Annotated in this window: 19 protein-coding genes; 12 read left to right on the forward strand and 7 right to left on the reverse strand. The window is 54.8% G+C overall.

Features of this window, described 5'->3' with window-relative positions; all coding sequences use genetic code 11:
- The first annotated feature begins 5 nt into the window (after window positions 1–5).
- Genes MTC_RS00185 through MTC_RS00200 form a run of 4 tightly spaced genes read left to right on the forward strand, consistent with a single transcriptional unit; the run spans window position 6 to window position 2,187 of the window.
- Window positions 6–542 (forward strand): hypothetical protein, encoded by a 537-nt coding sequence (locus MTC_RS00185; protein ID WP_014404649.1) that lies wholly within the window; start codon window positions 6–8, stop codon window positions 540–542.
- Entirely contained in the window at window positions 526–951 is a 426-nt protein-coding gene (locus MTC_RS00190) for a DUF7262 family protein (RefSeq protein ID WP_014404650.1), read from the forward strand. The genes MTC_RS00185 and MTC_RS00190 overlap by 17 nt, the downstream gene beginning before the upstream one ends.
- Window positions 952–1,443: a DUF7261 family protein gene (locus MTC_RS00195; RefSeq protein ID WP_014404651.1), complete on the forward strand. Its 492-nt coding sequence runs from the start codon at window positions 952–954 to the stop codon at window positions 1,441–1,443.
- Window positions 1,444–1,485: 42 nt separating this feature from the next.
- Window positions 1,486–2,187 carry a 2-phosphosulfolactate phosphatase gene (locus MTC_RS00200; protein ID WP_014404652.1) on the forward strand — a complete coding sequence of 234 codons (702 nt, stop codon included), beginning with the start codon at window positions 1,486–1,488 and terminating at the stop codon, window positions 2,185–2,187.
- Here the strand turns inward: MTC_RS00200 and MTC_RS00205 are convergent.
- Complete coding sequence (locus MTC_RS00205) at window positions 2,171–4,147, reverse strand: monovalent cation:proton antiporter family protein (protein ID WP_014404653.1); 1,977 nt, start codon at window positions 4,145–4,147, stop codon at window positions 2,171–2,173. The two genes, MTC_RS00200 and MTC_RS00205, sit on opposite strands and share 17 nt — an antisense overlap.
- Before the next feature lie 129 nt (window positions 4,148–4,276).
- Between MTC_RS00205 and coaBC the strand changes: the two genes are divergently transcribed.
- Genes coaBC through MTC_RS00220 form a run of 3 tightly spaced genes read left to right on the forward strand, consistent with a single transcriptional unit; the run spans window position 4,277 to window position 9,052 of the window.
- Window positions 4,277–5,491 carry a bifunctional phosphopantothenoylcysteine decarboxylase/phosphopantothenate--cysteine ligase CoaBC gene (gene coaBC, locus MTC_RS00210; protein ID WP_014404654.1) on the forward strand — a complete coding sequence of 405 codons (1,215 nt, stop codon included), beginning with the start codon at window positions 4,277–4,279 and terminating at the stop codon, window positions 5,489–5,491.
- Window positions 5,488–6,315, forward strand: a complete 828-nt coding sequence (locus MTC_RS00215; RefSeq protein WP_014404655.1) for a pantoate kinase — start codon at window positions 5,488–5,490, stop codon at window positions 6,313–6,315. The genes coaBC and MTC_RS00215 overlap by 4 nt, the downstream gene beginning before the upstream one ends.
- Window positions 6,316–6,364: 49 nt before the next feature.
- Window positions 6,365–9,052: a cation-translocating P-type ATPase gene (locus tag MTC_RS00220; RefSeq protein ID WP_014404656.1), complete on the forward strand. Its 2,688-nt coding sequence runs from the start codon at window positions 6,365–6,367 to the stop codon at window positions 9,050–9,052.
- Here MTC_RS00220 and MTC_RS13235 read toward each other — a convergent pair.
- The 5 genes from MTC_RS13235 to purM form a co-directional block, all read right to left on the reverse strand.
- A complete protein-coding gene (locus tag MTC_RS13235) occupies window positions 9,049–9,207 on the reverse strand; it encodes a hypothetical protein (protein ID WP_014404657.1) in 159 nt (52 codons plus the stop codon). The two genes, MTC_RS00220 and MTC_RS13235, sit on opposite strands and share 4 nt — an antisense overlap.
- Before the next feature lie 103 nt (window positions 9,208–9,310).
- Window positions 9,311–10,660: a radical SAM/SPASM domain-containing protein gene (locus tag MTC_RS00225; RefSeq protein WP_237705928.1), complete on the reverse strand. Its 1,350-nt coding sequence runs from the start codon at window positions 10,658–10,660 to the stop codon at window positions 9,311–9,313.
- Complete coding sequence (locus tag MTC_RS00230) at window positions 10,576–12,267, reverse strand: hypothetical protein (protein ID WP_237705929.1); 1,692 nt, start codon at window positions 12,265–12,267, stop codon at window positions 10,576–10,578. The genes MTC_RS00225 and MTC_RS00230 overlap by 85 nt, the downstream gene beginning before the upstream one ends.
- Window positions 12,245–12,700: a hypothetical protein gene (locus MTC_RS00235; RefSeq protein WP_014404660.1), complete on the reverse strand. Its 456-nt coding sequence runs from the start codon at window positions 12,698–12,700 to the stop codon at window positions 12,245–12,247. The genes MTC_RS00230 and MTC_RS00235 overlap by 23 nt, the downstream gene beginning before the upstream one ends.
- 84 nt (window positions 12,701–12,784) lie before the next feature.
- On the reverse strand, window positions 12,785–13,795 hold the full coding sequence (gene purM, locus MTC_RS00240) for a phosphoribosylformylglycinamidine cyclo-ligase (protein WP_048189435.1): 1,011 nt from the start codon (window positions 13,793–13,795) through the stop codon (window positions 12,785–12,787).
- 103 nt (window positions 13,796–13,898) lie between these two features.
- Here purM and serA point away from each other — a divergent pair, with 103 nt between their 5' ends.
- Window positions 13,899–15,479, forward strand: a complete 1,581-nt coding sequence (serA, locus tag MTC_RS00245) for a phosphoglycerate dehydrogenase (protein WP_014404662.1) — start codon at window positions 13,899–13,901, stop codon at window positions 15,477–15,479.
- Between the two features lie 23 nt (window positions 15,480–15,502).
- Here serA and MTC_RS00250 read toward each other — a convergent pair whose 3' ends face one another.
- A complete protein-coding gene (locus MTC_RS00250; protein ID WP_014404663.1) occupies window positions 15,503–16,135 on the reverse strand; it encodes a hypothetical protein in 633 nt (210 codons plus the stop codon).
- A 231-nt stretch (window positions 16,136–16,366) separates the two neighbouring features.
- On the opposite strand from MTC_RS00250, the gene MTC_RS00255 reads away from it, so the two are divergent.
- The 4 genes from MTC_RS00255 to MTC_RS00270 are packed head-to-tail and all read left to right on the forward strand — an operon-like array spanning window position 16,367 to window position 17,993.
- Window positions 16,367–16,729, forward strand: a complete 363-nt coding sequence (locus MTC_RS00255) for a hypothetical protein (RefSeq protein ID WP_237705930.1) — start codon at window positions 16,367–16,369, stop codon at window positions 16,727–16,729.
- A complete protein-coding gene (locus tag MTC_RS00260) occupies window positions 16,726–16,947 on the forward strand; it encodes a helix-turn-helix transcriptional regulator (RefSeq protein WP_014404665.1) in 222 nt (73 codons plus the stop codon). The genes MTC_RS00255 and MTC_RS00260 overlap by 4 nt, the downstream gene beginning before the upstream one ends.
- Before the next feature lie 49 nt (window positions 16,948–16,996).
- A complete protein-coding gene (locus MTC_RS00265) occupies window positions 16,997–17,341 on the forward strand; it encodes a dihydroneopterin aldolase family protein (protein ID WP_014404666.1) in 345 nt (114 codons plus the stop codon).
- Between the two features lies 1 nt (window position 17,342).
- Window positions 17,343–17,993 (forward strand): Yip1 family protein, encoded by a 651-nt coding sequence (locus MTC_RS00270; RefSeq protein ID WP_014404667.1) that lies wholly within the window; start codon window positions 17,343–17,345, stop codon window positions 17,991–17,993.
- Window positions 17,994–18,019: the final 26 nt, after the last annotated feature.

Here is an 18,019-nt window from a genome sequence, read left to right on the forward strand (position 1 = left end):
ACATCATGGACGACGCAACTTTTTCCATCGACTTTGCGGCCGCGTACGCCATACTGGCCATCCTCCTGGCCTGCGCCTTCTTCACCGCGACTAACCTCATCTCGGCCATGTATAGCGCCAGCTACGCTGACGACCTGGAGCCGCTGGCTGAAAGCCTGGGGGATACGCTCCTTAGAAGCCCGGGCGAGCCGGATGGCTGGTACATTGACCCCTCGGCTGCCCGTAACGCCAGCATCATAGGATTATCGGCAGGAGACCCTAACGTGTTATCGGCTTACAAGCTTGAGGGCCTTTACTTTTACAATGCGAGCGGCCTCAAGGAGGCTTTAGGCCTTGTCGATGAAAGCGGCCTTTACGGCTTGAGAATAGAAATAGAAAGCTTTGACGGCGTAGTATATAGAACGGCCGGCTACCCTCTGCCCCCTGACACGAAGGACGTATGCGTGTCAAGTCGCATAGCCACGATTAAGGAAGAGGATGGCACGTACAGGGATGCGTGTGTTACCCTTTACCTGTGGAGGAAGCATGTCGGGGCTATGTGACGATGGGGCTGTCCACATGCTCGAGGCGACCGTTTCATCAGTGCTGGTAGTGGCTGTGGTTTTTTACATTAATTCAGCCCCTCTCTGGCCCGTTGACGGCCGCGATGATGGGCTCAGGCTTCTGTCATCGGACATCTTGAGCGTGCTCCAGTATAGGGCTAACTCGCCGGAGCACCCCTCCATCGGCTTCGCCCTCTATTCGCAGGAACAGTGGAGAGAGTGTGGTAATGCCTTGGGCTCGGATATCGAGCGCATGCTTCCCGCAGGGGTCTATTATTGCCTGGATACCCCATATGGCAGCATAGGGCGGATACCGTCAGACGGCATGAGCGTATATTCCAGGCCTTTCGTGGCCTTTGGCAATGCGGGTAAAATGCTTGATTGCAGGCTAATCCTCTGGAGGGCTTAGATGGGCGAGGAAGGCCAGATGATCCTGCTATCGGCGCTGGCCGCCTGCCTGTGCCTGTTAGGCGTGGCGGCATGCATCGCCGCCATAGATGGCACATCCCATATGGAAGCCGGCCGGCTATCAGATGGCGGAATGGATAACGTTAGATGGGCTCAGGATTGCGCCCTCCAGAGGGCGGCACTTTATGGCTCCGCCTATCCTTGGGAATGCCGCGCTGATGCTGCCTTAAAGTTTAAATCGGACGCGGATACGTCTATGGATAGCCTGGCAGGTGAGCTTTTGAGACATGGTACCATATACAGGTTTTCGCTTAATGGCAGCCTTGCTGATGATTATGTGGCATCTAACCCTGGGAATGGCACTTTAAATATAGATGGAGTGCTCGTGGAGCACGAAGGTGGCAGGGCGAGGATATGCGGCTGCGCATACGATGCGTTCGCTTACGATGGCGTTACTGCTTATCGTGAAAGCAGGGTTTTGACTTTTGATTAGCTCAAAAAGCTTTTCTTTTAAAAAAACATTCACCCCCCATGAATGAGATATCTCATCGGAGCCGAAGGCAAACAAAGATTTTTAAAAGAGCCTGCAGGCACCCCTATCGTTGTCGATGTGCTGAGGGCGTCGTCAACCATCGTGGCAGCGTTGTGGGCCGGGGCAAAAGAGATCATACCGATCGAGGACGCGAACGAGGCTTTAGCCCTCGGAAAGAAGATGAACGCTGTCCTGGTAGGGGAGCGGAACGGCGTGAAGCTAGACGGCTTCGAATATAACAACTCGCCATCGGAGATGCTAGCCGCCGACCTTAAAGGTAGGACCATTGTCATGACCACGTCGAATGGGGTGAAGGTCATGGTCGATGGCGGCATCGTGGGCAGCACCCTCAACGCCGGCGCGGTGGCGGAGCGCGTCATGTCCATAGACAGGACGTATCTGCTCGCCTCTAACCCTTTGCGCTCCATTGAAGACCTGAACGCGGCCTCCATCATCGAGGTCATGGCGCTAATGCTGGGCTCCGGGTGGTTCACGTACGAGGCGGAACGGTACGTGCAGGATAACGCGCAGTGCCAGGAGCTGCTCGACGGGATAAGGGACTCGCCCGCGGGGGAGAGGATAGCGCGCCTGGGCCACGAAGATGACGTGGAGATGGTGTGCACGGCAATCAACCGGTTTCCCATAGTGCCAGTTTATAGAAATGGCTCTATAGCGATAGAGAAATGGCCTAGCCCTGGCTGCTGAACAGCGCCATCGCTTTAGATAGCTTCCCGGGCTCCCCGAACGCCAGGACTATGTCGCCTGATAGCAGCATGGTGTCTGCGCCCGGGTTATAAATGATGTCGGCGCCCCTTTTCAACAGCAATATGGTGACCCCATGCTTTTTCCTCAACTCCATCTCCTTTATGGTCTTTCCCGCCATGGCCGAGCCTTCTTTTACCTTTATTGTGTTAATCTCCATGTTCCAGGCCGGAACGTCCAGGTCAGACAGCGCATAGCCATTGGCCCTCCTACGAAGGGCCTCATAGCCCTCGGAGCGAAGCTCGGCGGTCAGGGCGTCTATCTTGTCCCTGGGCACGAGGTATCTTTTCAGGACGCGGGCGAATATCTCGAGGGACGTCTCGAACTCTTCCGGGATCACCTCGCTGGCGCCCATTTCGAATAGCGGCCCCATTTCCTTCAGGTAACGAGTCCTCACGATGATGTGGACTCTCGGGCTCATTTCCCTGACCATGGCCGTGATCCTACGGGTTGCATTGGGATCGGATATGGCTATTACGACTACCCTGGCTTCTGATATGTTCGCATGCTCGAGCACCTTTTCGTTTGTCGCATCGCCATAGTGTATAGGCTCGCCCTTCGCGCTTTCGGCTGCGACGGTGTCCGGGTTCATCTCGATGGTCACGTAGGGTATGCTGGCGGATTTGGCCGCCCGTGCCAGGTTTCTGCCATTGAGGCCGTACCCGATGATCACAAGGTGGTCTTTAACGGTAGCGTTCGCCCGCCTTGTATGCTTCTCCTCGATGAAGCGCCGGGGCAAAGGAAGCTTACATATGATATCGGATATGCGCGGCGCCAGGTTGATCAGGAGCGGCGACACCGCCATGGTCAATATCGACGTGGCCAGGAATAGCTGGTACATGTCCTGGCTCAGCAGGCCGTTGTCTACGCCAAGCTTCGAGAGGATGAAAGAGAACTCGCCCACCTGTGACAGGGCGAGCCCTACAAGCACCGCGCTCCTCATCTGATAGCCCAAAGCGATGGTGGTGCCGCCGGCGAGCAGGGCCTTGACAATGATCACTATGGCGACAGCTAGCAGTATGATGACGGGGTTGTCAAGGACGAATCGGACGTCGAGGAGCATGCCAATCGAGACAAAGAAGAAGCTTGTGAACACGTACCTGAACGGGAGTATGCTCCCCAGCGCCTGGTGGCTATACTTGGATTCGGAGATGATAAGGCCGGCGAGGAACGCCCCAAGTGCGAGTGAGAGTCCTATGCTTGAGGTCAGCCATGCCATGGCTAGCAAAATGACCACGACGCTCAGCATGAACAGCTCCTGGCTCCTCGTCCTGGCCACGCGGTACAGCACCCTTGGCACCAGCCAGACCGTGCCCACGATGACGAGGACGACCAGCCCGACCACTTCCAATAATAAGATAGGGATGGACTGAAGGAGGCTGGCCGAGCTTCCTGCCATGAAGGGGATGAGGAGCATCATGGGCACTGAGACTATGTCCTGGAATATCAGGATGCCCACTATTATGCGCCCGTGGGGGGTGTCTATCTCGTCCTTATCCTGGAGCAGCCTCAGCACGATGGCCGTGCTGCTCAACGATATTAGGAGCCCTGCCATTATGGCCGTATTCGCCGATAATCCCATGGCCATGGCGATTACAAAGGCGGCCGCAAGCGTCAGGGCTACCTGGAGCGTGCCGCCTATAAAGAACTGCTTTTTTAGCTCCAGCAGGTTCTTGAACGAGAACTCTATGCCTATCGTAAATAGTAGGAGCACGACGCCTATCTCAGAAAGGAAATTTATCTCCTGCATGTTGGTGAAGATGCTCAGCCCATAGGGCCCTGCCAGTATGCCTGTCATGAGGAACCCTATGATCTCGGGTATCTTGAGCCTGTAGCAGATGAGCAGGACTAGTATAGCGAACGCCAGTAATATGCTGATGCTCCTGAATAGAGCTACGTCCATCCTGCGACCTCTAGTAAAAGACAGGTTTATCAAATAAATTATTTTCTATTTGTTCTGGGTATTTCTAATGGTGTGGACTATGGAAACGTTAATGTGGTTCATGCCAGATATTAGTGGGAGGTCGTATACATGGATGTCTCGCATCCCACCCTCGACTTGAAGTCGGCGAAGAGCCACTCGCTGGACGGCAAGAGGGTAGTCCTCTGCGTTACCGGTAGCATAGCGGCCGTCGAGACGGTTAAGCTCGCCAGGGAGCTGATAAGGCACGGCGCAGAGGTGCAGGGGGTCATGAGCGAAGCGGCCCGCTCCATCATACACCCCTGGGCGCTGGAGTATGCCACCGGGAGAAAGGCCATTACGGAAATTACGGGCTGTGTGGAGCATGTGGCCTATTGTGGCCAGCGGAAGGATGCGTATGACCTTCTATTAATAGCGCCTTGCACCGCGAACACGATAGGCAAGATAGCTTCTGGCATCGATGATACTCCCGTGACGACTTTCGCCACCACGGCGATAGGCTCGAAGACCCCTATAATAATCGTGCCCGCCATGCATGGCTCCATGTACGGCCATCCCATAGTCAGGGAGAACATGAAAAAGCTTGAGGGCCTGGGTATCACTTTTATCATGCCCAAAATGGAGGAGGGCGCTGCGAAGATGCCCTCTATAGAGGAAATCGTGCTAAACGTGGAAAGGGCGCTTTCGAAATCACCATTGAAGGGCAGGAAGGTTCTAATTACTAGCGGCCCGAACTTCGAGCCCATCGACCCTATACGGGTTTTGACGAGCCGGAGCACCGGGCGGATGGGGCAGGAGCTTGCATTGGAAGCGTTCAGGCGTGGCGCCGACGTGACGGTCGTCCACCGCTCGAAAATTGGCGTGCCAGGGGTCAGGGACGTGTTCGCAGATGGTTTCGAGGAGATGAGGAAGGCCGTGCTTGAAGAGCTTAAGGGCGGATATGATATTTATATAAGCGCTGCGGCCATCTCTGATTTTACCGTTGAGGCTGCCCCCGAAAAGCTTAGCTCCTCAGGGCCTGTAGACATCAAGCTTATACCGGCAGAGAAGTTGCTTGACCGGGTGAGGCACGATTACCCTGGACTGTTTATAGTGGCATTCAAGGCCGAATCAGTGGGCGAAGACGAGCTTATCAACAGGGCGATTGCGGCCCTTAAGCGGTCTAGGCCCAACATCGTGGTCGCAAACAGGTTCGGAGGGGTGAGAAATCCCGAGTATAACGACGTATACATCGTTGAGGCCGATGGCAAGGTGAAGCACGCCTCGGGCAAGAAGAGCCAGGTAGCCGTAAGCATAATGGACGCAGTATCGGAGCACTTCAAATGATAGGAAAGGCTTTTGCTCCAGCCCACATAACAGGGTTCTTTTATGTCCATGAGGACGATGACCCATTGAGGATGGGCTCGTGTGGCTGCGGGTTCACGTTGGAGGAGGGCGTGTGTACCACCGCCTGGCCGGCGGGCACCACGGAAGTGTACCTGGACGGTAAGCCATCTGATGCTTCGACGACAAGGACGGTCATCGATCTACTGGCTGATAGGCCGATTCACGTCGAGAGCGAGCTGGACTTTCCCGCCGGAGGCGGGTTTGGCGTCAGCGGAGCGGGGGCGTTCAGCACGGCGCTAGCTCTCAACCAGGCGTTAGGGCTCGGAAAGACGTACAATGATCTTTCATATATCGCCCATCGGGCCGAAGTCGAGAACAGGACTGGGCTCGGAGACGTGGCCGGCATGTCGCTGGGCGGAGTAGTCGTCAGGCTTAAGCCTGGCACTCCTTTCACGCTGGACAGGATACCGACGGCTCCTCGTGAGATATATTGCGTGCACTTCGGCCCTATCTCCACGAAAAGCGTCCTCTCCGATCCAAAAGAAAAAGCGCTCATCAATGAGGCGGGGAAACGATGCCTCAAAGAGCTTTTAAAAAAGCCCACGTTCGAGAATTTCATGCGGCTATCCCGCGAATTTTCAGTAAAGACCGGCCTCATCAGCGAGAAGGCTATGGACGCAGTGGAGGCGGTCGAGGCTTTTGGCGGCATGGCCTCGATGGCCATGCTCGGGGACACGGTGTTCTCGACCATACCCGATGGCCTCTCGAGATTCGGCAAGGTAATTAAGAGCAAAATAAGCATGGCAGGGGCACGCCTGCTATAGGGCTCCAGTCATGATATGTTTTTAACTTCGTAATTTTATACAGTTATTCATGGAACCCCCCTACTACAATAAGACCGTCGAGGAGACGTTTGAGGAGGCCCAGACCTCCCCGTCCGGCCTGACCTCCGTTGAGGCGAGGCGAAGGCTCAGCATATACGGGCCCAACACTCTTGAAAAAGGCACCGTTATAAACCCTTTTTACGTTTTCCTCCACCAGTTCATGGATCCGCTCATATACATCCTCATAATCGCGGCAGGGGTGACCACCTTCCTGGGGGACTGGATTGACACAGGCGTCATCATAGCCGTTATCATAATTGATGCTATCATAGGCTTTTCACAGGAGATAAAGGCTGAGCAGGCTGTCAGCGCGCTAAAGACGCTCACTGCGCCTCGGGCGAGAGTGATCCGCAACGGCCACGTCGAGGAGGTGAGCGGCGAAGAGCTCGTTCCTGGAGACATTGTGCTTCTCGCATCCGGGACGCGAGTGCCCGCAGACCTCAGGCTCATCGAGTCCATCCACATGGAGGTGGACGAGTCGACCATAACAGGCGAGTCATTACCCGTAAAGAAGGACACGGCCGCGTTAAGCGTTAAAGGAGTTGCCATAGGCGATATCCACAACATGGCGTTCATGGGAACCCTTGTCACGTCAGGCCGGGGCCAGGGCATAGTGGTGGCGACGGGCACCAAGACGCAGCTTGGAAGCATTTCCGTCGAGGTAGCCCGTGTGAAGAAAACGGCGACGCCTTTGCAGGACAGGCTCAGCCATCTTAGCAGCAGGATAGGCATCGCTATCCTGGGCCTGTCTATCGTGGCGGTCGCGCTAGGCATCATTATCGGGGAAAGGCTTATCGATATGCTTCTGACGGGGATCGCCCTTGCGGTCGGGGCTATACCTGAAGGCCTGCCCGTGGTGGTCACGATAACGCTCGCCATCGGCGTCAAGAGGATGGCCGACAAGAACGCCATCATAAGGAGGCTCCCCGCCGTGGAGACGCTCGGCAGCACGACGGTGATAGCGTCGGATAAGACTGGCACGATGACGAGGAACGAGATGACAGTGGTGAGGGCCTATGCTGGGGGCAGGCATTACAGGGTGAGTGGCGTAGGGTATTCGCCTGACGGAGAAATATTGGCTGAGGACAAAGATGACCCCAGGAATAATAAAGCCCTGGAGATGTGCCTGCGTGCCGGCTTGCTTGCTAACGAGTCTGACCTGGAGTTCGACGAGGATAAGAAGGAGTATTTCCCTAGAGGCGACCCTACCGAGGTAGGGCTTATCGTTTCTGCCATGAAGGGTGGGCTTAGCGAAGGGCAGGAAAGGGTGAGATACGTTGAGCTGGACGAGCTCCCGTTCGAATCGGAGCGCATGTACATGGCGTCACTCCATAAAGACCCGGGCGGTGAGGGCAATATAGCGTTCATCAAGGGGGCCCCCGATCGTATACTGGGTATGTGCGATCGGGCGATGAGCGATGAGGGCGAAGAGGTGGAGGTCGATAAAGGGCAGGTGTACTCCATCGTGGATTCAATGGGCGCCGAGGGGCTGAGGGTGCTGGCAATGGCGTATAAAAAGTTTCCTCCTCACATTACCGGCATTGAGCCGGAAATGCTATCCGATGGGGCGGTCTTTCTGGGACTACAGGGCATGTATGACCCTCCAAGGGAGGAGGTGTATGAGGCCATTCGGCAGGCTAAGATGTCGGGTATAAGGGTGATAATGGTCACGGGTGACCATAAGGCCACGGCGCTAACCATAGCGCGGAAGCTCGGCATCTCCGGGGATGGCGCGGCGCTGACAGGCCAGGAGCTCGATGCGATGACGGACGACGAGCTATATGAAGCGGTAGGCCGGGTATCCGTATTTTCAAGGGTATCTCCCTTGCATAAGCTCCGCATCGTACAGCAGCTTATCAGGCGTGGCGAGGTGGTGGCCGTGACGGGCGATGGCGTCAACGACACCCCGGCCCTAAAGGCGGCACACATCGGGGTGGCCATGGGAAAGAGCGGCACAGATGCGGCCAAGGAGACGGCCGAGATGATAATCACGGACGATAACTTCGCCAGCATTTTCGCCGCCGTAAAGGAGGGCAGGGTGGTCTTCGCAAACATCCGTAAGGTCGTGCTGTTCCTGCTATCGAGCGGCTTCGGGCAGGTCATATTCATATTAGCTACGCTGGCCATGCGCCTGCCATTGCCGCTGCTTCCCTCTCAAATAATATGGATGAACCTCGTTACCAATGGCCTTCAGGACGTGGCGATGGCCTTCGAGCCGCCTGAAAAAGGCATCGAGTACCAGAAGCCGCGCCCTAGAGGCGAGCCCATAATATCCCGCCTCATGGCCGAGAGGCTCGTCGTCATCGGCGTCGTGCTAGCATTGGGCACCCTTGCCATCTATACCTGGGAGCTCGAGCGTGGGGTGAGCATTGACAAGGCCAGGACTGCGGCGCTCACGACTTTAGTGCTATACCAGCTCTTCAACGTGTTTAACGCCCGCTCCGAGACCAGGTCCGCCTTTAGGATGAGCCCGCTTTCGAACCCCTTCTTATTTTTCAGCATCGTCGCCTCGATCATAGCGCAGGTGGCGGCAATCTACTGGGAACCCCTACAGTTCATGTTTCGGACTACTCCCCTGGAGCTGGCCGACTGGCTCGTCATCATACCGGTGGCCATGACCGTCATCCTGGTGGTGGAGGCGGAAAAGGCCCTGAGACGCCTTATAAAGAAAGGTTAGGGCCGCCATTCATCGTCCTTGCGCTCCCCTTTTATTATGGACTTGAGCCACCTGTAGAGAGGCACCAAAAGCCCCGGAGCTATTATTATGACGCAGCAGAACGGGCCGTTCTTTATCCATTCTATCAAGCCTGAGACGATGTCAAGCATCATCATAATCTTTACTATGCTTCCTTAAAAACTTAGCCTTAGCAGTGCTCCAATACAAGGAGCCACATTAACCTCTATGGCTTAATACTGTGCGACCTCCGGCGAAACATTAGAAGCCGCAGGCGAGGTCGAGGGGGCATCCGCCGCCGCACATGGGGAACTGGATACAGGAGCGGCACCGCTCCGGGGCGAAGCTATGGCTGCGCAGACATCTGGCGAGGTCAGAGTCCCACATCGCCCTGAAGTCGTCCTTGAGGGCATTGCCAAGCGGCTTAAAGTATGACTGGCAGGGCAGGACGCTGCCATCTGGCTCCACGGCCAAGGTGAGCCTGGCGGCGGAGCAAGACTTAATCCCCAAACCCATCTCAACCGGGTTGAGCTTATGGTACTTCGTGGGAGTGTACCAGATGAACTCCATGCCCAGCGCGTTCGCCTTATTTATGACATCGGGCAACATCTCCTTCAGCTCCTCTGGAGCCAAGCCCTCGGTCTCAGTGCCCTTTCCGGCGCGTATCACCGCGTTCAGCCCGAACTTTTTCACGCCCAGCCCGTGTAAAAATGGCACTAGCTCTCCCACCGTCATATAGTTCTGCCTGGTAATCGTGGTATTCGTGGTCGTATAAAGCTCGCCGACGCAATTCTTGATGCCAGCCACCGTCTCCTCGAAGGATGCGGCGCCACACATCTTATCGTGGATGGCGGGGTCGGGCGACTCTATGGTTATCTGGACGTAGTCCAGCCCCGCCCTCTTCAGCGAGGCCACCCGCTCCTTCGTGAGAAGGCGGCCGTTCGTTATCAGCCCCGTCACCACGTCAAGGCCCTCGGCATAAGCTATCAGCTCTTCCAGGTCGTCCCTTAAGAGCGGCTCGCCGCCGGTGAAGACGACGTTGGGCACCTCGAAGTCCACAGACTTCTTGATGATCTTCTTCCACTCCTCCGTGCCCAGCTCCTTAGTCTGCCGCGGGCCACCAGCATAGCAATGAGAGCAATCATTGTTACAGCGGTAGGTCAATGCCAGGTCTATGCGGATGGGGGATTTCATCAGGCCATACTGGGGCTCCTTTATTTTCACGTCAAAGCAGGTGAACGGGCAGGCGTTGCCCTGAGTTACGCCCCATATTATCGACTGCAGGCGGTCATAGTCCGCCTCGGCCTGCTTTTTCTTTACCTTATATTTTAGCATCATTCGCCATACCACGTTGTCGCGGACGCTGCCTATCAACGGCTTCTTGCGCGAGTAGCGTATATAGTGCCTAACATAGTCCATGCCAATCTTATCAAGGTACAGGATGCTAGACGCGTTTATGATGAGCATCCCCGTGCCATCCGCCTCCTCCCTGAGGTGAAGGCGGGTATTGTCTATCCTCGTCTTGATCATGTGCAGCCGCCTCCTCCGCCGGCGCAGGCGCAGGCGCAGGCGCACGACACGCAGGCGCACGCGCAGGATACGCAGGCGCATGATGAGCCTCCGCCCGAGCGTGCGGGCCGATAGGTCGACACAGGGGGCGGCGCGTTTGCCTGATCCCTTATCCCCAGGAACCTCTCGACGCCTCCCACCACCCCGGCCGACATGGCCTCCACAGAGTTCGAGATGGAATTCGCAAAAGACTCCACGCTCGCAGTGGTCTTATTCGTCGGGGCCTGCGTGCCGCCCGGCTTAGCCTCGCCAGTAGAAGGCTGCCCCGACCCCTGGCCCCGGTGATGCGGGAGGCCAAAATAGTACGGATACCACCAGTAATACTCCGGCACAATCACCGTCCGGCTTTCTGGCAGCTCGGACACGTATTCCCTAGTCTTTTTGGCGAACTCCTCGTCCGCCATGAGCCAGAACATGTTAGCGTCGTACTTTTCCAGCTTAAGCTCGGGCGTGTCCACCGCCTTGATCTCGGCCCACGCCTCATCTATCTTCGAGCGGTAGTAATCCTCAGTATCCTTCCTGCAATAGGGCCTGGTCTTATCGACCACGCGGCGGGCCAGGACCTTGAAGCACTCTAAAAGCTTGTCCTCATCCAGCCTATCATTAACGATGGAGTCCGCAAAGAGCTTTTCATAGTAATTCAGGCCCTTTCTCGATACGAGCTCAAGGCGTATGGGGTCGGTTGAGAGGAGCTTTACGTTGCCGTTTTTCATCATGCCGAACATGATCATGGTGAGCACCCGCTTCGGGTCTACTCTCAGGAGAGTGGCCGCCTCCACGGGGTCGAGGTTTTTGTTGACGCCGATGCCGTCCATGCTGACGACGGGCGAAGAGTAGGGCTTGCGGCTCAATGAGCCTATTATCGTGACGGCTATCGTGATAAACATAAAGAGCAGGAAGATTGCAGGGCAGGAACAGGAAAGCAGCGCATCAAAAAGGCCTGCTACGCCCCCGAAGTCTGAGGGATAATGCGGCGTCTCTGTAGCTTTTCCGGCCACGGCACCCGGCGCCATATAAGAGTCCGGGAAGCTCACCGCCACCTGGAACTGCTCGTTAGGTGCGAGCTCCTTGCTCTCAAAATATACCCAGGTGCGGCCCTGCTCAACGCCGATGTTATCGTACATCTTCTGGCCCGTAAATACCTGCTCTTGAGGCACATTTCCGGGAAGGTAAAACTTAACCTGGGTATCCCTTATGTACATGTCCCACCATGGCGGTATGAACGTGACTATGTCATAGCCCTCCTTGTCCGCCCGGTAGACGAAGCCTGGAAGGGTCGAGTTGATGCGTAAATAGGCGTGATCGCCGGGCTTCAGGCTCCACCCTTTAGTCTTTATCTGGCCGCCATCGAGGGTAAATGAATGTTGTACGCCCCTGTCGTCCACCACGTCGGAGACCTGCATGTTCGGTGTGGTCATGGGTATCCAGACTTCGTTCCACACGCCCTTCACGATGTTTGCGTCCACCTCGTATTGCATGTAGACGGTGCCCGACGGGTCTATGTCCAGCACGACGTGCTGGTAGTTGACCTGCCACCTGTACGCATCCTGGGCATGGCTAGGGGGCACTAAGGCGATCACGACGAGCAAGATTAGTATCGAATAAGCGAGCCTCTTCTGGTACATGTCACACCTTAACCTGCCTATCATTTTCCTCGCCAAATGGTATGAGTGTCGGGAACGAGTACGTCGTGATGCCCGACGATTGGGTCGCGTCTATGTTAATGTCGCATATGCCTTTCTTCGCCATTTTATCGAGCACCGCTTCGGCCACGGCCGACTCGAAGCCCACGTTGATGAGGTCTGCCACAGTTACGCTGCCCTTGTTCTTTTTTGCCAGCGCGAGCACCTGGCGCTCCATGTTGTGGTAGCGGGCTTCATCCATCTTCTCATCCTGTATAGCAGAATAGGCAAGGTATATAAAAGCCGCCCCAGCCCCCAGCATTACGAGGCCGGCCAGCCCTGTTGCGAGCGACCAGGCGCGGCCAGCTATGAGTGCCATTAACGTGATAAACCATACTGGCAGGCTCAATAAAATTGTTGCAGTGCCCAGTATGGCGCACAAGATAGCCTTAAGCTCCATATTGCATTAATAGTACGGTCAAATAGTATAGATATTTTGTTTAAGAGGGGAGAGAAAGTATTACGTGCATCAGCGCCAAAACGATTACCAGAGCCTTATGCCGCGTATCACGCAGCCTTCTTCCACGATGCGTCCGACGATCTTGCCATCCGTCATCTTTACGATGGCCCCCGCGTTGTCTTTGTCAGTAATGATCACGTAGCCCATCCCCATGTTGAATGTCCTGTACATCTCCGTATCCTCTATACCTCCGAGCTTCTGGAGCCATGTGAAGATTGGCGGCACGGGGAGAGGGTCGTTAAAGTCAAAGCCGTACTTTGTTATACGCCTGAGGTTCAGGAGGCCTCCGCCGGTGATATGGGCCATGCCCTTGACCCTGTATTTCTTGAAAATTGGGACCACTTCGGCGTAGATCCTGGTGGGCTTTAGCAGCTCTTCTCCTATAGTCGTTGAGCTATCATAAGGAAGAGGGTCCGTGTACTTAAGGCCCGCCTCTTTTATGACCTTGCGCACGAGGCTATATCCATTCGAGTGGACGCCGCTTGATGGCAACCCTATCACCACGTCGCCGGCCTCGATTGACTCGCCCGTAACGACCTTATCCTTTTCCACATAGCCCACACAGGTTCCGGCGAGGTCGAAGCCCTTGATGATATCTGGCAGAGCTGCGGTCTCCCCGCCTATTATGGAAATGTTGGCCTGCCTGGCCCCTTCATTGAGGCCTATCATGACCTGCCTTATCAGCTCATCGTCGGGCCTCTCAATTGAAATATAGTCTACAAAAGCCAGAGGCTCCACGCCCATTGTATAAAGATCGTTCACGTTCATCGCCACGCAGTCTATGCCCACCGTGTCCCACTTCTTCATGGCATCGGCGATGATGAGCTTCGTCCCAACTCCATCCGTGGTCATGGCCAGCGCAAACAAGCCCATATCTATTAGACCAGCATAGTGGCCTACATCTCCCATTGGCGCCCCGAAGCCCCTTCGCCTATACGTCAACCCCTTCTTGATGATGCCCGACTTTATCTCGTCCAGCCTGTCTATGTCCACGCCCGCCCCGGCGTAGGTCATGTGCCTCTCTGAGCCTTGCATGGTAAAAAGAAAGAGGGGAAGATAAATAAAATTTATGGGAAGCCTTATGAATGTTGAGCATCCATAAGTCAAAACATCACCTCCCTGTGTAGGTGGGAACATCATGAAAGTCCTAATAACCGATCCAATCTCTGATGAAGGCATTAAGATATTAAAGGCCGAGCCTGGAGTCCAGGTGGACGTTGAGACGAAGCTCACGAAGGAGCAGCTAATCGAGAAGATCAAGGATTATGACGCTTTGATCATAAGGAGCGAGACTCAGGTCACAAAAGAGGTCATCGACGCTGCCCAGCACTTGAAGATCATTGGAAGGGCGGGCGTGGGAATCGATAATGTAGACGTGCCCGCCGCTACTGAGAAGGGCATCATAGTTGCTAACGCGCCGGAGGGCAATACGATTGCCGCTTGTGAGCACACGCTGGCCATGATGTTCGCCATGTCGAGGAACATACCGCAGGCGAACGCCTCCCTGAAGGGCGGAAAGTGGGAGAGGAGCAAGTTCATGGGCGTGGAAGTGATGGGCAAGACGCTGGGCGTTATAGGCCTTGGGCGCATAGGCGGGGAGGTGACGAAGCGGGCCAGGTGCATGGGCATGGAAGTGCTCGCCTACGACCCCTTCACGACGCCCGAACGGGCGAAAGACCTCGGCGCCAGGCTAACCACGCTTGATGAGATATACGAGAAGGCCGACTACATTACCGTCCACACTCCTTTAATCCCGAGCACGAGGCACATGATATCCACGCCCCAGTTCGAGAAGATGAAGAAGGGCGTGAGGATAATTAATTGCGCCCGCGGCGGCATCATCGATGAGGCCGCCCTGCTGGAGGCTTTGAAGAGCGGGAAGGTGGCGGGCGCAGCGCTGGACGTGTTCGAGAAGGAGCCTCCTGTGGGGAGCCCACTGCTGGAGTTGCCCAACGTCATCGTGACGCCTCACCTGGGAGCTTCGACCAAGGAGGCCCAGATTAGCGTTGCCACGATAATAGCGGAGCAGGTTATTAACGCCTTTAAGGGATTGCCAGTCACTACGGCGCTGAACATCCCGGTCATGAAGCCCGAGGCCATGGAAAAGATCAAGCCCTACCTGCCCCTTGCGGAGAGCCTGGGGAAGTTCGCAGCCCAGGTCGTGGACGGCCGCATCAAGGAGATAGACGTCACCTATAGCGGAGAGATAACGCAGAAGGACGTCTCGCTAGTGACCATTGCTGTCGTGAAGGGCATGCTGGACGTGAAGAAGGGCGAGCTGGTTAATTACGTGAACGCCAAGGCTGTGGCTAAGGAGTATGGCATCAACATCGTCGAGTCCAAGTCTGGCGAGGTGGGCGACTACACCAACCTTATCACGGTCACCGTTAAGACCGATAGCATGCAGCGCAGGGTGCAGGGCACGATCTTCGGCAACAAGGATGCCCGCATCGTTGGGATCGATGGGTACCGTATCGAGGCTATCCCCGCCGGCTACATGATCGTGACCATGCACAAGGATAGGCCGGGCGTTATCGGCAACGTGGGCACGGTTCTCGGCAAGAATGACATCAACATCGCGGGCATGACCGTGGGCCGCGAGGCGGTCAGGGGCGAGGCGATAATGATCCTTAACGTGGACGACGCGGTGCCCCAGCCCGTCTTGAAAGAGATGATAGAAAAGGCCGGGCTGTACGACGCCTACTACGTGAAGCTATGAATAAGGGGCGAAGTTGCCCCTTCTTATTTTAGTATCCCTGCAAAGAACATCACTTCCCATGCCTCGTATAGCGCAGCAACCGCGAGGATGAGCGCCACCATGGCAAGGAGCTTTACGTTGTCAACGATGGCTTTAAGGTATGCCTTAAGCCGCTGCTCCTTCGGCATCGATCCGAGCCCTAGCAGCACTTTGACCTGCCTCAGGCAGGCGAAGATTGCCACTACGTATGCCTCCCCTTCGAGAAGGATGGTTATATAGTGGGGCAAGAGGCTTTTTAATGGCAGCACGCCGGGAACGGGCACGATGAGCATGATTCCCCACATTAGCGCCCTGATAAAGCCCATGATGGGCGCCCATATTGGTATTATCAGCGAGGGTAGCGTTATCTCTATTATAGTGCCCAGGAATAGGTTGGTCACGAAGGTCACGGCGGCCGCGTATAAAACGTTGCCCGAGGCGTATGCGGTGGATACGCCCGACAGCGGCCCTGAGCTCAGCCCGGTTTGTGCCATGTCCAGCATGTAGAGCTGTGCCTGGGGAAAAATTAGGGCAATAATCGCGCCAGCGATTACAAGCCCGAAGTAATAGGCGTTCGTAAGCAATAACAGTTTTTTATCCTTAATTAGTATCTCCTTTATATCGTTAAACAATTTCATTACTCTCTACCTTGCTTAAGCCAGTTGTTATAAATATCTAACATAATGTTAGATAATAATAACATATAAAAATCTATCGCAGAGGAATCCTAGGCCTAATAAACTATAAATACCCAAATATGTTATATATTTCTAACATAATGTTATGATTTAATAACATAAGGAATATGAAAAACTGGCGAGACAGGTTAAGGAGAGAGATATGGAATGAAAGGCATTTCGAGTAGATATGTGCTTTGGCTTGGCTCAGCTTGCGTGTTCGCGGCGCTGGCGCACCTATTTTACACGGATAGCATTAGCATTTACGTGCTGGTTGCTTTTATATTCGGCATAGCAATCGTGGTCGGAACGCTGTCGGGGTATAGCCAGTGTGGCGGCACCGAGGACGAGCGCATGCGGAAGATCGCAGCCTTCTCCATGATGAACTCCTGGGCATCGGGCGTCTCTCTTATGTCAACCCTGCTGGTGCTCACCTATTTTAGCTGGGGCCATACGCTAAGTGGCATACGGGTCATTAGCCTGACCATTATGCTATTACTCGTCACGTTCTATGGATGGTACGTCTATTATTCATTCAAGGGAGACGTGGAATGAGGACGCGCATCAAGGAATACCGTGCCCGCCACAACCTGACGCAGGAGGACCTGGCGAACCTGGTCGGGGTTAGAAGGGAGACCATAGTATTCCTGGAGAAGGGCAAGTACAACCCGTCGCTGAAGCTGGCCCACGACGTCGCCAGGGCGCTTCACGCCACCATAGACGAGCTCTTCATCTTCGACGAGGAGGAAAACGAGGTGGTGGAAGAGCGATGATAGGTCAAGCTTAAGCTTTTATAGGGCTATAAGATATTTAGGTATCCACATGGCGGTCACTTCAAGGGACAACGCGATATTCGAGGCGGGGATCAAGCTGGGCGCGCTATACCATCAATTCGTGGGCACGCCATTAAGCCTGCATACGGTGGACAGCCTCGAAAAGGCGATAGCGCAAAGCATCTCAGTCCAGCCATACGTCAAAAGCATAACAGTCCACATCGACAGGGAAATGGTCAAGGAAAGCCTGACGTCGTTCGGGTATACCGAGCTAAAAGGCACGATGCTAAAGGTGGATGCCACCATCAAATATGAAAATCATGAGGTATCAGTGGGGCTATCCCTAAAAGACGGCTACCCCCTGATGTATATAAAAGACGTAAAGGAGACATGACATGAACTTTGTAGAAAGGATAACGGGAATGATCACGAAGCCAGATGAGACGACAAAAGACATTGCCAAGGAGCCCAGGATTGAGGAGGGCCTGATGGTCGTCGGAGTATACATGATATTCTCAATCCTGGCGGCATACTTCTCTTTTTCCAGGGTGAGGTATACTGGCAGCATCCAGGGGATTGAGGCCTCGACGCTGGCCATGTATATGATGCTCGGCGGAGTCATAGGTGCCATCATAACAGTTTTGATAGGATGGCCCATAATCACGGGTGTCGCTCACGTCCTGTCCATGTTTTTCGGGGCTGATGGCAAGTTTTATCCGAACATGCTAACGCTCATCGGGTATACGGCTATACCTCTCATCATAGTCACGATAATCTCCATAGCATTGACCTTGATGATGCCCGTGACCGTTTATGACTTCAGCCAGGGTATGCAGGCGGCGAAGGCCACTTATGGCAATCCGATAACTATTTTAAGCACGATTGTAAGCCTGCTGGGCTCCATCTGGACCGCATATATGATGTTTTATGCCGTAAAGAATGGCGAAAAGCTCGATGCAAAGGGCGCCCTCATAGTCGTAGGCCTGCTGTTCATCGCCAACCTGCTGCTCACCTTTGGGTCCGTCATATTGGCGCTATTGATGTGACCGTTATCTGCTTTATTTTTATGTTG

It is taken from the genome of Methanocella conradii HZ254 (assembly GCF_000251105.1).
Classification (GTDB): domain Archaea; phylum Halobacteriota; class Methanocellia; order Methanocellales; family Methanocellaceae; genus Methanocella; species Methanocella conradii.